The 15,386-nt window shown below is 66.4% G+C and carries 11 protein-coding genes; 3 read left to right on the forward strand and 8 right to left on the reverse strand.

The features are described from left to right. The first annotated feature begins 72 nt into the window (after positions 1–72). Positions 73–750: a hypothetical protein gene (locus tag XH92_RS25705; protein WP_194454602.1), complete on the forward strand. Its 678-nt coding sequence runs from the start codon at positions 73–75 to the stop codon at positions 748–750. A 22-nt stretch (positions 751–772) separates the two neighbouring features. Here the strand turns inward: XH92_RS25705 and XH92_RS25710 are convergent, their stop codons facing one another. The 7 genes from XH92_RS25710 to XH92_RS25740 all read right to left on the reverse strand — a co-directional run bounded on the left by XH92_RS25710 (position 773) and on the right by XH92_RS25740 (position 12,283). After that, on the reverse strand, positions 773–1,111 hold the full coding sequence (locus XH92_RS25710) for a BA14K family protein (RefSeq protein WP_246787620.1): 339 nt from the start codon (positions 1,109–1,111) through the stop codon (positions 773–775). An 11-nt stretch (positions 1,112–1,122) separates the two neighbouring features. Beyond that, entirely contained in the window at positions 1,123–1,434 is a 312-nt protein-coding gene (locus XH92_RS25715) for a hypothetical protein (RefSeq protein ID WP_194454604.1), read from the reverse strand. A gap of 8 nt (positions 1,435–1,442) precedes the next feature. Beyond that, positions 1,443–2,930 carry an efflux transporter outer membrane subunit gene (locus XH92_RS25720; protein WP_194454605.1) on the reverse strand — a complete coding sequence of 496 codons (1,488 nt, stop codon included), beginning with the start codon at positions 2,928–2,930 and terminating at the stop codon, positions 1,443–1,445. Continuing rightward, positions 2,931–6,215: an efflux RND transporter permease subunit gene (locus XH92_RS25725; protein ID WP_194454606.1), complete on the reverse strand. Its 3,285-nt coding sequence runs from the start codon at positions 6,213–6,215 to the stop codon at positions 2,931–2,933. A gap of 14 nt (positions 6,216–6,229) precedes the next feature. Continuing rightward, positions 6,230–9,337, reverse strand: a complete 3,108-nt coding sequence (locus tag XH92_RS25730; RefSeq protein WP_194454607.1) for an MdtB/MuxB family multidrug efflux RND transporter permease subunit — start codon at positions 9,335–9,337, stop codon at positions 6,230–6,232. Then, positions 9,334–10,659 carry an MdtA/MuxA family multidrug efflux RND transporter periplasmic adaptor subunit gene (locus XH92_RS25735; protein WP_210345475.1) on the reverse strand — a complete coding sequence of 442 codons (1,326 nt, stop codon included), beginning with the start codon at positions 10,657–10,659 and terminating at the stop codon, positions 9,334–9,336. Before XH92_RS25735 ends, XH92_RS25730 begins: the two co-directional genes overlap by 4 nt. Positions 10,660–10,837: 178 nt before the next feature. After that, the gene (locus XH92_RS25740; RefSeq protein WP_194454608.1) at positions 10,838–12,283 is read right to left on the reverse strand and encodes a DASS family sodium-coupled anion symporter; all 1,446 of its coding nucleotides are present in this window, start codon (positions 12,281–12,283) and stop codon (positions 10,838–10,840) included. Between the two features lie 224 nt (positions 12,284–12,507). Here XH92_RS25740 and aat point away from each other — a divergent pair, with 224 nt between their 5' ends. Continuing rightward, positions 12,508–13,188 (forward strand): leucyl/phenylalanyl-tRNA--protein transferase, encoded by a 681-nt coding sequence (aat, locus tag XH92_RS25745; RefSeq protein WP_194454609.1) that lies wholly within the window; start codon positions 12,508–12,510, stop codon positions 13,186–13,188. Positions 13,189–13,328: 140 nt separating this feature from the next. Here aat and XH92_RS25750 read toward each other — a convergent pair whose 3' ends face one another. After that, on the reverse strand, positions 13,329–14,333 hold the full coding sequence (locus XH92_RS25750; RefSeq protein ID WP_194454610.1) for a DUF2155 domain-containing protein: 1,005 nt from the start codon (positions 14,331–14,333) through the stop codon (positions 13,329–13,331). Positions 14,334–14,581: 248 nt separating this feature from the next. Here XH92_RS25750 and XH92_RS25755 point away from each other — a divergent pair, with 248 nt between their 5' ends. Then, the gene (locus XH92_RS25755; protein WP_194454611.1) at positions 14,582–15,361 is read left to right on the forward strand and encodes an SDR family NAD(P)-dependent oxidoreductase; all 780 of its coding nucleotides are present in this window, start codon (positions 14,582–14,584) and stop codon (positions 15,359–15,361) included. Positions 15,362–15,386: the final 25 nt, after the last annotated feature.

The raw sequence follows: 15,386 nt of genomic DNA on the forward strand, positions 1-15,386 counted from the left end.
CCCTGACCGGTTAAGACAAATCTGGGCATTGTTTGCCACGCTTTTCCCCCAGCTTGGCAGGAACGGCACGCAATGTTCGAGCGCAGGGTGGTTTTCGGAAAGAAGCAGGTGATCTCGGGCGACCTCAAGGAGCCCGTGCGTCCGGCGCCGGATGCCGACGCCGCGCCGCCCGCCTTTCACAAGAAGCAGTGGGACGATCCGCGGATCGGGTCGATGTTGCGCGATGCGGGTTTCGCGCCCGATGACACAGCCAGCATCGCGCCGACGGCGGACAATCGCCTCGCCGTGTTCGCGGCGGCCAACCAGCGGCTGCAGCAGCGCACCGAGGCCTTCAACCGCGACATGACGGCGCGCCACGGCCACTGCGATGCGTTGCCGTTCCTGGTCATCGACCAGAAGATCTGGGATGGACCGCATGGCGCGTTTCTCTACGCGCAGATGAATCTGGTCGGCTACGACGAGTGGAACGTGATCATGCTGGCGGGAGATCCGCAGACCACGGAAGCCTGCGGCCTGGCGGGCCATCCCGGCTTCGTTCCGTCGGTGACGCAGGTCATGACCGAGCATGTGATCGCCTGGGAGGCGCGGCACAGCGCGCTGCTCAAGACGTTCGGGATCACCGCGAGCGGCGGCCGCCAGCTCCCGAACGAGCAATACGAGATGGAGAAGGACACGCTGCGCCGGGAGATCATCGACAAGGCCGGCTGGATGAAGCCGCGCATCATCGAAGACCTTCTGCGCAAAGGCTAGAAGCGCCGACCGCCTCCGAACGTCACTCTTGCCGATCGCGGTGCCGCCGCGTGCGATGCGGACGGCAATCCTGACATGGCGCGCCGAAGGTCACCTGCGACGGATAGGGCCGCGCGGAGTGATACGGCGTCGAGCCGAACGGGCCCGCCGCGCCGAAGCCCGCGCTGAAGGGATCGGCGGCAAAGCTGCCCGGAAACGAGCCGTTGCTGCTGAAATCGCGGGCGTCGTCCCGGCCGTCGAAATACGCACCGCCGGTGCTGCCGTAGCGCAGCGGCCGTTGCGGCGTGAAGTCCTGTGCCGAGGCTGCGGCCGTGCCGAGCGCGATGGCGGCGCAGGCGATCAGTGCTCTGATGGCGGTCATGCCCAAGGCCCTCATTGCGGAATGGTTCCCCAATCGCCCTTCCAGGCGATCAGGCGTCCCTTGCCGAATTGCAGATAGAGCCCGTCGCTGCGCCTCGACAATATGCTGCCCCTGACGTTGGGCAGTGCGACGAACAGTTCATTGCCCGGTGTGCCGCGCACGTAGTTCAGGGGAACGCCGAGCGACTGGCTGGCCTGGTCGGGGCTCATGCCGAAGGCCAGCGGAACGCTGTTGGGCGGTCGCTGCTGCGCGCGGGCCACGCCGGCCGGCGCGCCCAGCGCAATGACGAGCGTAACGACGAAGAGCGTGACGAGCCGCTGCATGACCGACCTCATGGCACCGCCGCCGCGAGCGTGCCGGCGGGCGTCCAGCCGCCGCCGAGCGCCTGGAACAGGCTGCTCGCCGCCAGCAGCTTGTTGAGCCTGACCGTGACGAGATTGTTTTCGGCCGTGAACAGCGTCTGCTGCGCCTGCAGCACCGTGATCAGGTTGACGGTGCCGCCGCGCAATTGCGTCTCGGCGACCTCGAACGCCTTGCGCGAGGCGGCGACGACGTCGGACTGCAGGCGCTCCTGCAACGTGTACTTCTGCAACGCGATCAGCGCCTTCTCGACGTCGGCGAAGGCCGACAGCACCGCCTTGCGATAGGCCTGCAGGTTTTGCAGCTGCTGGCCCTTGGCGAGCTTGAGTTGGCTCTCCAGCAGGAAGCCGTCGAACAGCGGCTGGGTCAGCCCTGCGGCGAGGGTGTAGTACCAGGCGCCCGGCGCGAACAGCGAGGCGAGCGCCGCGCTCTGGAAGCCCGTGGTGCCGGTCAGCTGGATCTGCGGGAAGAACGCCGCGCGCGCCGCGTCGACGCTGAAATTCGAGGACGCAAGCTGCGCCTCAGCCTGGCGCACGTCAGGCCGCTGGTAGAGCAGTTCCGACGGCAGCCCCGGCGTCACGCGCGGCACCGCGATCTGCGTGGTGCTGCCGCCGCGCACAGTGAAATTGGCCGGCGCGCGCGCCACCAGCACGGCGAGCGCCGCGCTGTTCTGGCCGACCGTCACTTCGAGCGGCGGGATCGCCGCGCGCTGCGTCGCGACGAGCGCTTCCTGCTGCGACAGGTCGAGCTGCGAGGCGGTGCCGCCGGCGAATTGCGACTTGATCAGCGCAAGGATGCGCTCGGCCGCCGCCAGGTTACGTCGGGTGACCTTGATCTGGTCCTGCGCCGCCAGCACCTGGAAATAGGTGTTGGCCACCGTCGCCATCGTGGTCAGCGCGACGACTTCTCGATTATAGCGGGCGCTGGTGGCGCTCTCCTCCGACGCCGACAGCGTCGCGCGGTTCTTGCCCCAGAAATCGACGATATAGCTCGCGCTTAAGCCCAGACTGTACTGCGAGAACGTCCCGCTGCTGCCGCCGAGCACGGAACTCGATCCCGTCGCGACCTTCTGACGCTCGGCATTCGCCGATCCCGAGATCGACGGCAGCAGTGCGGCGCCGGACACGCCGGCCTGCGCGTCGGCCTGCACGATCTGGGCGATCGCCACCGCGATATCGAGATTGTAGAGCTGCGCCGACTCCATCAGCCCGGTCAGCTCGGGCGAGCGGAAGCCGCGCCACCAGGCCAGCGCCGGGACCGCGGCGTCGGCGTCGCCCTTGGCCGCGGTCTTGTAGCTCGCCGGCACTTCGAGGCTGAGCTCGGGCTTCTCCGCCCCGGGAATGCAGCCGGACAGGCCGAGGCTCAGACCAAGGCTGAGGCCGCCGAGCGCAGCCACGCGCAGAACCCGGACCGGTTTCTGCAACTTCCGAGAATATCGCAACGCTGCACCTGTCGGCATTTACTCGCCCGGTTGAAGTGAGGAGCCCGCCATCCGCACGGCGCCGCCGCGACGGACGCGCTGGGCCCACAAGCGGAACCGGTCGAGATAGAGGTAGATCACCGGCGTCGTGTAGAGTGTCAGGACCTGGCTCAGGATCAGGCCGCCGACGATGGCGATGCCGAGCGGCTGCCGCAGCTCGCCGCCGTCGCCCATGCCGATGGCGAGCGGCACGGCGCCAAGCAGCGCGGCCATCGTCGTCATCATGATCGGGCGGAAGCGCAGCAGGCATGCTTCCCTGATCGCTTCCAGCGGCTCCAGCCCGCGCTTGCGTTCCGCCTCCAGCGCAAAGTCGATCATCATGATGGCGTTCTTCTTCACAATGCCGATCAGCAGGATGACGCCGATCAGCGCCATGATACTGAACTCGGTCTTGAATGCCATCAGCGCCAGCAAGGCACCCACACCTGCGGAGGGCAATGTGGACAAGATGGTCAGCGGATGGACGTAGCTCTCATAGAGCACGCCGAGCACGATGTAGATCGTGACAATCGCCGCCAGGATCAGGAACGGCTGATTGCCGAGCGAATCCTGGAACGCCTTCGCGGAGCCCTGGAAGGTACCGCGGATCGTGGCCGGGACGCCGATCCGGTTCATGGTCGCCTCGATGCTGCTGACTGCGGTGCTCAGCGACACGTTGGGCGGCAGGTTGAACGAGATTGTGTTGGCGACCAGCAGGCCCTGGTGGTTGACCGCAAGCGGCGTCGCGCCCTGCTTGAACGCCGCCACCGCTGACAGCGGGATCATGGTCTCGCTGTTGGTCGAGACGGCCGACCCGGTCGAGGCCACGCCCTTCCCGGTCGAACCGATCGAATTGGTGGCCTGGTTGCGCGCGGCCTGGGCGTTGGCCGAACTGGCCGCGCTCGAGGTTCCCGGCGTCACCACGGTGCCGGCCACCGCGTTGGTCGATTGCGAGCCGCCGACCGATCCGCCCGACGTGCTGATGTAGACGTCCTTGAGCGTCTCGGGGTTCTGCCAATAGCGCGGCGCGACCTCCATGATGACGTGGTACTGGTTGCGCGCGACATAGATCGTCGACACCTGGCGCTGGCCGAAGGCGTCGTAGAGGGTGTTGTCGATCTGGCTCACCGTGATGCCGAGCCGGGCCGCGGCATCACGGTCGATCACGAGGTCGGATTCCAGGCCCTTGTTCTGCTGGTCGCTGTTGACGTCGGCAAGGTTCGGGTCACGCTGCAAGGCCGCCGCGATCTTCGGCGTCCATTCATTGAGCTCTTCCAGCGTCGAGCCCTGCAGCGTGTACTGGTACTGCGCGTTGGACTGACGTCCGCCGACCCGGATGTCCTGCACCGCCTGCAAAAACAGGCTCGCGCCGGGCACCACCGCCATCTCGCGGCGCAGCCGCGCAATCACGCCATCGGCGCCGATCTTGCGCTGGTCGAGCGGACGCAGCGAGACGAACACGAATCCCGAATTGGTCTGGCCGCCGCCGGTGAAGCCGACCACGGTCTCCACCGCCGGATCCTTCTGGATGATGCCGACGAACTGCGCGAGCTTCTTCTGCATCAGCTGGAACGACACGCTCTGGTCGGCCTGGATCGAGCCGACCAGCCGTCCGGTGTCCTGCTGCGGGAAGAAGCCCTTCGGGATCACGTCATAGAGATAGAAGTTGAGGCCGAACACCGTCGCCAGGATCAGCATCACCGACAGCGGGTGCGCCAGCGCCGCGGTCAGCGTCCTGCGATAGAAACTCAGCATCGCCTCGAAGAAGCGCTCGCTGGCCCAATAGAGCCGGCCATGGCCGCCGCGGTCCGGCTTGAGCAGCACCGCGCACATCATCGGGGTGGTCGCCAGCGACACCGCGAGCGAGATCAGGATCGAGATCGAGATCACCATCGCGAATTCGCGGAACAGCCGCCCGACGATGCCGGCCATCAGCAGGATCGGGATGAACACCGCGATCAGCGAGATGCTCATCGACAGCACGGTGAAGCCCACCTCGTTGGCGCCCTTCAGCGCCGCTTCGAGCGGGCTCAGGCCGTCCTCGATGTAGCGGGTGACGTTCTCCAGCACGACGATGGCGTCGTCGACCACGAAGCCGGTCGCGACCGTCAGCGCCATCAGCGACAGATTATCGAGGCTGTAGCCGAACAGGTACATCGCCCCGAAGGTCGCGACCAGCGACACCGAGACCGCCACGACAGGGATGAAGGTGGCGCGCAGATTGCGCAGGAACGCGAACACCACGATGATGACCAGCAGCACCGCCAGCACCAATGTCCGCTCGACATCCCGGAGCGAGGTGCGGATGGTCGTCGAGCGATCCACCGCAAGGCCAATGTCGATCGCCGGCGAAATCGAGGCTTGCAGCTGCGGCATCAGCCCCTTCACCAGGTCGACGGTCGAGATGATGTTGGCGTTCGGCTGCCGGTAGAGGATGAGCAGCACCGCGGGCTTGCCGTTGGCGAGCCCGGCATTGCGCAAATTCTCGACGCCGTCGGCCACCTCGCCGACATCGGACAGATGAACCGGCGCGCCATTGCGGTAGGCCACGATCAGCGATCTGTAGTCGTCGGCCTTGTTGGCCTGGTCGTTGGCATAGACCTGGTAGCGCTGGTCGCCGACATCGATGCCGCCCTTGGGGCTGTGGGCGTTGGCGCTCGACAGCGCCGCTCGGACGTCTTCCAGACCGATGCCGTATTTGTAGAGCGCCTGCGGGGTCAGATCGACCCGGACGGCCGGTAGCGAGCTGCCGCCCACCACGACCTCGCCGATGCCCTCGACCTGCGACAGCTTCTGCGCCAGCACCGTGGAGGCGGCATCGTAGAGCGCGCCGCGGGTCAGTGTATCCGACGTCAGGGTCAGGATCAGGATCGGCGCGTCGGCCGGATTGACCTTGCGGTAGGTGGGATTGCTGCGCAGGCTGGTCGGCAGATCGGCCCGCGCCGCGTTGATCGCCGCCTGCACGTCCCGCGCCGCGCCGTCGATGTCGCGGTTGAGGTTGAACTGCAGCGTGATCCGGGTCTGACCGACCGAGCTCGACGACGTCATCTCGCTGACGTCGGCGATCTGGCCGAGGTGCCGTTCAAGCGGGCTGGCCACCGTGGTCGCAACGTCCTGCGGGCTGGCGCCGGGAAGCGTCGCCTGCACCGAGATGGTCGGAAAATCCACCTGCGGCAGCGGCGACACCGGCAGCTTGAAGAACGCGAAAATGCCGGCCGCCGCAAGCCCGAACGTCAACAGCGTGGTTGCGACCGGCCGGCGGATGAAGGGCGTTGACGGATCCATTGGCGCCCCCTGGCTCAACGCGACCCGCTCGCCTCGCCGACCTCGTCAGCCCGACCGGCAAACCGCAACGCCAGGCGATCGAACCAGAGATAGATCACCGGCGTCGTGAACAGCGTCAGCAGCTGGCTCACCAGGAGGCCGCCGACGATCGAGATGCCGAGCGGATGGCGGAGCTCGGAGCCGGCACCGCTGCCGAGCATCAGCGGCAGGGCGCCGAGGACCGCGGCCATCGTCGTCATGATGATCGGCCGGAACCGCAGCAGACAGGCCTGATAGATCGCCTCCCGCGGCGGCTTGCCCTCGTTGCGCTCGGCGTCGAGCGCGAAGTCGATCATCATGATCGCGTTCTTCTTCACGATCCCGATCAAGAGGATGATGCCGATGATCGCGATGATGGTGAGATCCTGCCCCGCCATCATCAGCGCCAGCAACGCACCAATGCCGGCCGACGGCAGCGTCGAGAGGATGGTCAGGGGATGGATGAAGCTCTCATAGAGCACGCCCAGCACGATATAGACCGTGATGATCGCGGCCAGGATCAGGAACAGCTGGTTGGAGAGCGACGACTGGAACGCCAGCGCCGCGCCCTGGAAGCTCGTGATCATGCCGAGCGGCTGGTTGATCTCGGCCTGCGCCTGCTTGATCGCGGTCACCGCCCCGCCGAGCGAGGCGCCCGGCGCCAGGTTGAACGAGACGGTTGCCGACGGGAATTGGCCGAGATGCGAGACCTGCAGCGGCGCGGTCTCCACCCGCATCTTGGCCATCACGGAAAGCGGCACCGGCGTCGAGCCCACCGATGACGGCAGATAGATCGACGACAGCGAATCCAGCGAGTTCTGCAACGACGGATCGGCCTCGAGGATGACGCGGTACTGGTTCGAATTGGTGAAGACCGTGGAGACGATGCGCTGGCCGTAGGAATCGTACAGCGCATTGTCGATCGTCGCTGGCGTGATGCCGAACCGCGCGGCCTGGTCGCGGTCGATGTCCACGAACACCGAAAGGCCCTGCGCGGAGATATCGCTGCTGACGTCGCTGAGCTCGGGCAACTCCCTGAGCTTGTCGACCAGCTTCGGCGTCCATTCCGCGAGCTCGTTCGGATCGGCGTCCTGCAGGATGAACTGATACTGCGTCCGGCTCACCGTGCCTTCGATGGTGAGGTCCTGCACCGGCTGCATGTAGAGCGCGATTCCGGTCAACGCCGCGGTGCTGGCCTTGATCCGGTCCATCACTGTCGAGACGCTGGCCTTGCGCTGCTCATGCGGCTTCAAATTGATCAGGATGCGGCCGCTGTTGAGCGTGGTGTTGGTGCCGTCGACGCCGATGAACGACGACAGGCTCTCGACGTCTGGATCCCTGAGGATCGCGCTGGCGAGCCGCTGCTGCCGCTCGGCCATCGCCGCGTAGGACACCGATTGCGGCGCCTCCGAGATCGCCTGGATCACGCCGGTGTCCTGCACCGGGAAGAAGCCCTTGGGGATCACGACATAGAGCAGCGCCGTGAGACCAAAGGTGGCGAGCGCGATCAGCAGCACGAAGGTCTGGCGGTCCAGCACCCAGTTGAGCATCCGGGCGTAGATCGCGATGACATGGTCGAAGCCTTCGCGGCTGAGCCGCTGGAAGGTGTTCTCGCGCGTCATGCTCTCCGGCTTGAGCAGTTTTGCGCAAGCCATCGGCACCAGCGTCAGCGACACCACGGCGGAGATCAGGATCGTGACCGACAGCGTGATGGCGAATTCGCGGAACAGGCGGCCGACGACGTCGCCCATGAACAGCAGCGGGATCAGCACCGCGATCAGCGACACCGTCAGCGAGATGATGGTGAAGCCGATCTGCTCGGAGCCGCGCAGCGCCGCCTCGAGCGGCGACTCGCCCTCCTCGATATAGCGCGAGATGTTCTCGATCACGACGATGGCGTCGTCGACGACGAAGCCGGTCGCGATCGTCAGCGCCATCAGCGACAGATTGTTCAGGCTAAAGCCGAACAGATACATGGCGCCCAGCGTGCCGACCAGCGAGAGCGGCACCGACAGGCTCGGGATCAGTGTGGCGCGGGTCGAGCGCAGGAACACGAAGATGACCAGCACCACCAGCACCACCGCGAGCGCCAGCTCGTATTCGACGTCGCGGACCGAGGCCCGGATCGTCACGGTACGGTCGGTCAGGATGTTGAGGTCGATCGCGGCCGGCAGCGTCGCCTGCAACTGCGGCAACAGGTCCTTGATGCCCTGCACCACCGAGATCACGTTGGCGCCGGGCTGGCGCTGGATGTTCAGGATGATCGCCTGCGTCTCGTTCATCCAGGCGCCGAGCTTGTCGTTCTGCGCACCGTCGACGACGTTGCCGACGTCGCTGAGGCGGACCGGCGAGCCGTTCTTGTAGGCGATGATCAGCGAGCGGTAGTCGCTGGCATTGCGGATCTGGTCATTGGCGTTGATGGTGTAGGCGCGCATCGCGCCGTCGAAATTGCCTTTCGGCGTGTTGACGTTGGCGTTGCCGAGCGTGGTGCGGAGATCGTCGATGTTGAGGCCGTAGGCCGCGAGCTTGCGGATGTCGGCCTGGATCCGCACCGCGGGCCGCTGGCCGCCGCTGATGCTGACGAGGCCGACGCCGGGCAGCTGCGAGATCTTCTGCGCCAGCCTTGTGTCGACGAAGTCCTGCACCTGGGTCAGCGGCATCGTCTTCGAGGTCAGGCCGAGGGTGAGGATCGGCGCGTCGGCCGGATTGACCTTGGCGTAGATCGGCGGCGCCGGCAGGTCCGACGGCAACAGATTGCCGGCGGCGTTGATCGCGGCCTGCACCTCCTGCTCGGCGACGTCGAGCGAGATCGACAGGCCGAACTGCAGCGTGATCACGGACGAGCCCGCAGAGCTCACCGAGCTCATCTGGTTCAGATTCGGCATCTGGCCGAACTGCACCTCGAGCGGCGCCGTCACCGACGAGGTCATCACGTCGGGGCTGGCGCCCGGATAGAAGGTCTGCACCTGGATGGTCGGATAATCGACCTCTGGCAGCGCGGCGACCGGCAGGAACCTGAATGCCAGCATGCCCGACAGCATGATGGCGATCATCATCAGGGTCGTCGCCACCGGCCGCAGGATGAATGGCCGCGACGGGTTCATTTCTTCTGCCCGTCCTCGGACCGCTTGTGGTCGCCGCCTCCCGCCTTGTCGGGGTCGGCGCCGCCCTTGCTATCTTTCGCGCTGTCGCCCTTGGCGGCCCCACTCGCCGTCCCCTTGGCGGCGGCGGGGTTCGCGGCGTCGGCGGCGGAACGCACCACCACCTTGGCGCCCTCGCGCAGCTTGTCGGCGCCGTCGATCACGACGCGATCGCCGGGAGTCAGTCCCGAGAGCACCTCGACCCGGTCGCCGTCGGTGACACCGAGCTTGACCGGCTTCACCGAGACCGTGCTGTCGGCGTTGACGAGATAGACGAAGGTGCCGGGAACGCCGCGCTGGATGCCGGCGGTCGACATCGTCGTGGCATCCTTGTGGGTGTCGAGCAGCAGGCGGATGTTGACGAACTGGTTCGGATACAGCGTGCGCTTGTCGTTCACGAACTGGGCGCGCAGCTTGATCGTGCCGGTGGTCGCATCGATCTGGCTGTCGAAAGTCTGCAGCGTCCCCTCGGCGAGCTTGTTGGCGCCGCTGCGGTCATAGGCCGCCGTCGGCAGCACCGCGCCCTCCCTCAACCGCTTCGCGACCGCTTGCAAATTGTCCTCCGGCAGCGTGAGCAGCACGCTGATCGGCTCGAGCTGGGTGATCACGACGAGGCCGTTGGTGTCGCCCGGCGTCACGTAATTGCCGAGGTCGACCTGGCGCAGTCCGACCCGCCCGTTGATCGGCGACACGATGTGGCAATACGCCAAATTGACTTCGGCCGATTTCACCGAGGCGCGGTCGGCCTCGACCGTGCCCTGATACTGCGCGACCAGCGCGACCTGGGTGTCGAGCGTCTGATGCGGCACCGCGTTCTGCGCGGCGAGGTTCTGGTAGCGGGTGAGATCGACCTGGGCGCCCTTCAGCTGCGCCTCGTCGCGGGCGAGCTGTCCCTTGGCCTGCGCCAGTGTCGCCTCATAGGGACGCGAATCGATCTCGGCGATCAGGTCACCCTTCTTGACCTCGTCGCCTTCCTTGAAATCGATCTTCATCAGGTAGCCGCTGATCTGGCTCCGGATGGTCACGGTCGCGAGCGACGTCACGGTGCCGAGCGCATTCAGGCTGACGCCGATATCACCCTTGCCGATCGTCTCCGGCACGATCGACATCGGCCCGGCGTTGCGCCCGCCGCCGGCCTGCGGTGGCGCGGCCTGCTGCCGCGTCCACCAGACGATGCCGGCGAGCACCGCCAGCACGACGCATCCGGTCAGGAACCCCCGCCAGCGCGATGGCCGCCTGGTTTGCCCGGGCGCCACGATCAACGGGTCTTTGACATGCTGGTCCATAACTTGCCCACGAAGAAACACGAACGAGCTCGCGCGGCTCTATGTGTCCCCTGACATCCGCGCGCGCCACATCCGAAGAAGCATTTTGAACGCTTCGGTCGGACAAAGCGCGTTAAGAATCGGAAAGGATGGCCCTCCTTCCCGATCGGCCGCTGTTTCTCGCTGGATTGTGGCTATTTTACCCGATCGTCTGTAACCAGGGCAACACGATCAGCAACAATCCGGCAAAGTAGATCAGGCCGAAGATCAGCCCGAACTTCCAGAAGTCGCCTTTGCCGATATAGCCGCTGCCGTAATACATCGGCGCCGGTCCCGTGGCGTAGGGCGAGATCACCCCCATCAGCCCGAGCGAATAGACGCACAGCAGCATCAAGGTCTGCACCGACAGGCCGGGGATGCTGGAGCCGACCGCGAGCACCACCGGCAGCACGGCGGCAGTATGCGAGGTGATGCTCGAGAAGAAATAGTGGATCCAGAAGAAAAAGGTGACGAGCAGGATCATCCCGACCAGCGGCGACGTGCCTGCGAGCGGCTTGGCATAACCCTCGGCCACCCATTTGATGAAGCCGATCTCGTTGAGACCCGACGACAGCGTGAGCAGCGAGGTGAAATAGAAAAATACCTCCCACGCGCTCTTCTCGGCGACGATGTCCTCGAACGCGATCACGCCCGTGAGCAGCATCAGCGAGATCACGACGAACACGACAGTGGTCGCGTTGATGAAGTTCGAGCCGAGCAGCGGCACGCTGATATTGGGATTGGAGCCGCAGATCCACAGGAACATCGCGAGCAGCACCAGCACCGCCATGATCCATTCGTGGCGCGAAGGCGGCCCCATCTTGGCGAGCTCGCCCTCGCTCCAGGTCACGATCTCCGGGCTCTCCTTGATCTCGGGCCGGCAGACGACGTAGCTCAGCAGCGGCACCAGCAGCAGCAGAAGGATGCCGAGCGGCGCGAAGCCGATGAACCATTGCGACCAGCCGACCTCGATATTGACGAGCTTCTTGGCGATCGACAGCGCGGCGGCGTTCGGCGCCAGCGCGGTCAGAAACAGCGAGCTGGTGACGGCCGTGGTCGCGAACGCCGTCCACATCACGAAGGTGCCGATCTTGCCCGCGGTCGGACCGGGCTCGGAGCCGTAGATGCGGGGGATGTTGCTGACGATCGGATAGATGGTGCCCCCCGAGCGCGCGGTGTTGGACGGCGTCGCCGGCGCCAGCACGAGATCGGAGAATGCCACCGCATAGCCGAGCCCGATGGAGCGGCGGCCGAGCCCGCGCACTAGGAGCAGCGCCAGCCGGCGGCCGAGCCCGCTCTTGCGGTAGCCGATCGAGAACACGAAGGCGCCGACGATCAGCCACACCGTGCTCTCGGAGAAGCCGCCGAGCATCCAGCGCAGCGACTTGTTCGGATCCGGCTCGACATAGCCGCCGACGCCGGCGACCGTCAGTCCGATCAGGCCCACCGCGCCGACCGGCATCGATTCCAGAATCAGCCCGGTGATGACGCCGGCGAACACCGCAAAATAGTGCCACTGATTGGCGTTCAGCCCTGACGGCACCGGCACCAGATAGATCACGAGCCAGACCAGCAACGGCGCAAACGTCCGCCATGACGTCTTCATGGAGCGTCCCCCTCACCCAGTGTTGATTGTCGGCGCGCAAACCGCCATGTCCCGGGCGGCGGCGCCATCTTTTTGCGGCAATGTAGCATGGCCGCGCAGTCCGTCTCGGGAAACTGCGGCGGAATGGCGCGGCTTGTGGAGGAACCAGGGCGTTTCGTCAACACGTAGCGTCCCGGTGGCAGGCCCCATCGCAAGACCGCCCGCGCTTTGCTATCCTCGCCGGCATGACCTCACGCGACTCCGCCTCCTCCGAGATCACGCCCGAGGTGCTGTTGCGCGCCTATGCCTGCGGCATCTTCCCGATGGCGGAGAGCGCCGACGATCCGACCCTGTTCTGGGTCGAGCCGGAATTGCGCGGCGTGATTCCATTCGACGGCTTCCGCGTCGCCTCCCGCCTCGCGCGCACCGTGCGCTCGGATGCGTTCACCGTCACCGTCGATACCGCGTTCAAGGCCGTGATCGCCGGTTGCGCGGCGCCGCAGCCCGGCCGTGACGACACCTGGATCAACAAGCGCATCCGCGATCTCTATGTCGGGCTGTACACATCAGGCCATTGCCACAGCGTCGAGGTCTGGCAGGACGACAATCTGGTCGGCGGCCTCTACGGCGTCAGCCTCGGCCGCGCCTTCTTCGGCGAAAGCATGTTTCACACCGCGCGCGACGCATCGAAGGTCGCGCTGGTGCATCTGGTGGCGCGGCTGATCGCGGGCGGGTTCGAGCTGCTCGATACGCAATATGTGACCGAGCATCTGAAGACGTTCGGCGCGGTCGAAATCTCGCGCCGCCGCTATCGCGCGCTGCTCGACAAGGCGATCGCGGGCGCCCCGGCGGAGTTTCTCAAGCTCGACGCGACGCAGCCGGTCAAGGGTGCCGACGCGCTGGCGATCATCGCCGCGCGCAATTGAACGGTTGATCGCGTAGCCCGGATGAAGCCAACGGGTCGCGCAAACGCGCGCCCGATGACAGGCTCCGCGCAATCCGGGGGCCGGACTATCCACGGAGAACCCGGATTTCGCTTCGCTCCATCCGGGCTACACAGTGCCAATCAATTTCCGAACAAGCCGCCGAACAATCCGCCCGGCCGCTGCTGCTGGGGCGGCGGAGGTGGCGGCTGCTGCTGGTACTGCGGCAGCGGCTGCGGCGGCGGACGCGGCGCGGCCTGCTTCGGCGTCGCGCGCTTCTGGGCCGGCGGCGGAGGCGGCGTCGGCGCCTTCGGTGGATCGGGCGCGGCGGTCACGATGGTCTGGTCCGGCCCTTTGCAGTCGGTCAGCCAGATGTCGTAGATCGGATGCTCGACGCCATGCAGGCCCGGGCTCGCCGCGAACATCCAGCCCGAGAAGATCCGCTTCACCTCGCCCTGCAGCGTGATCTCGTCGACCTCGACGAAGGCGTCGGTGTTGGCGGCTTCCGTCGACGGCCGCGTATAGCAGGCATCGGTTTTCACCCGCAGCGCGCCGAACTGCACGGTCTCGCCGATATCCTCGTCGAAATTGATGATGCGTCCGGTGATCTTGTCGAGGCCGGAGAAGCTCGCCTTCTTGTTGGTGATCTTGGTCGACGGCGGCTCCTGCACGACCTCATCGCCCGGCTGCAACGCGGCCGGCGTCTGCGGCGCCGTGCCCGGAGCCGCGCCCTTCGCGGGCGGACGCTGCCCCGGCGCCGGATTGGCACCGGGCGGCGTGTTGGCAACGGCGGGCCCGCCGGGCTGCGGCGGCTGCACGGCAACGCCGGGCTGGGTGCCCGGAGGAGCCACCGTACTGCCGGGCGGCGGCGCCAGCGGCTGCGACTGCACGCTGCCGGGCGGCGGCACCGCCTGGCCGGGCGGTAACGCCCGCGGCTGCGTCGGCAGCAGGCGGCCGCGCGGCAATTCCGGCACTTCCTCGTCGTCGTCGCTGGGAGGCGCCACCTGACCGCGCGGGATCGCGCCGGGCGGACGCGGCGGCGGATCGGAGAAAATCGTTCCGATCTGCGCGCGCGCGGGCGGCGCAAGCGAGATGGTTGAGGCGGCAACCAAGGCCGCAAAGCCAGTCAGGGCAATGGTTCGAAGCATCTCGCGCGGCTTTAAAGGGCGAATCGGGCTCGCGACAGTCTACCTTGATATCGGCCGCTCGCAGGGCACCGGTTAACACGCCGAATACGGCGGGGAAAGGGCGCCCGGCCGGCCCTCCCCGGCCCACTGGTCACCCACTGGTCACCCTTGGGAACACGTGTGATAGTCCTCACGCTGAAGCCGCGCGGCAGCGCGTGAAAACCTGAGAAAATCCGGATCGAACCGGACCAGCCAGAGGAAACCCAAACATGCCAGATCGCATCAGGCTCGACGGCCGGGTTGCCGTCGTCACCGGGGCTGCCGGCGTCATCGGAACCGCCACGCTCCAGCTGCTCGCCGAGCGCGGGGCGCGGATTGTCGCAGTCGACCGCAAGGGGGCCGATCTTGCGGCCGCCATCAAGGACCTGCCCGCCTCGGCCGAGGCCCTCCCGATCACCGCCGACGTCACCGACGAGGACGAGGTCAGGGACTATGTCCGCGCCGCCGTCGACCGCTTCGGCACCATCGACGCCTTCTACAACAACGCCGGTATCGAGGGCGACATCAAGCCCATCCCGGAATATTCGCTGGAGAGCTTTCGCCGCGTGCTCGACGTCAACGTGGTCGGCGTCTTCCTCGGCATGAAGCATGTGCTGCCCGTCATGCTGAAGCAGAACAAGGGCAGCATCATCAACACCGCCTCGATCGCGGGCCTCGTGGGATCGCCGATGATCGCGGTCTACAGCGCCAGCAAGCACGCGGTGATCGGGCTGACCAAGAGCGCGGCCTGGGAATGCACCGGCACCGGCGTGCGCGTCAATTGCGTCTGCCCCGGCATGATCGAGAGCCGGATGCTGAGCACCATCCTGCAAGGGCGTTCCGGCGGCAACGCGCCGCCGCCGATCGAGAAGATCGTCGACCGCATCCCGGCGCGCCGGCTCGGCCTCGCGAGCGAGGTCGCCTCGATCGTTGCTTTCCTTGCCTCCGACGAGGCGAGCTACGTCTCCGGCTCCGCCTACACCGTCGACGGCGGCCGCACCGCCGCCTGACATTTCAGTTCAGCATCACCAGAAG

It is taken from the genome of Bradyrhizobium sp. CCBAU 53421 (assembly GCF_015291625.1).
Taxonomy (GTDB): domain Bacteria; phylum Pseudomonadota; class Alphaproteobacteria; order Rhizobiales; family Xanthobacteraceae; genus Bradyrhizobium.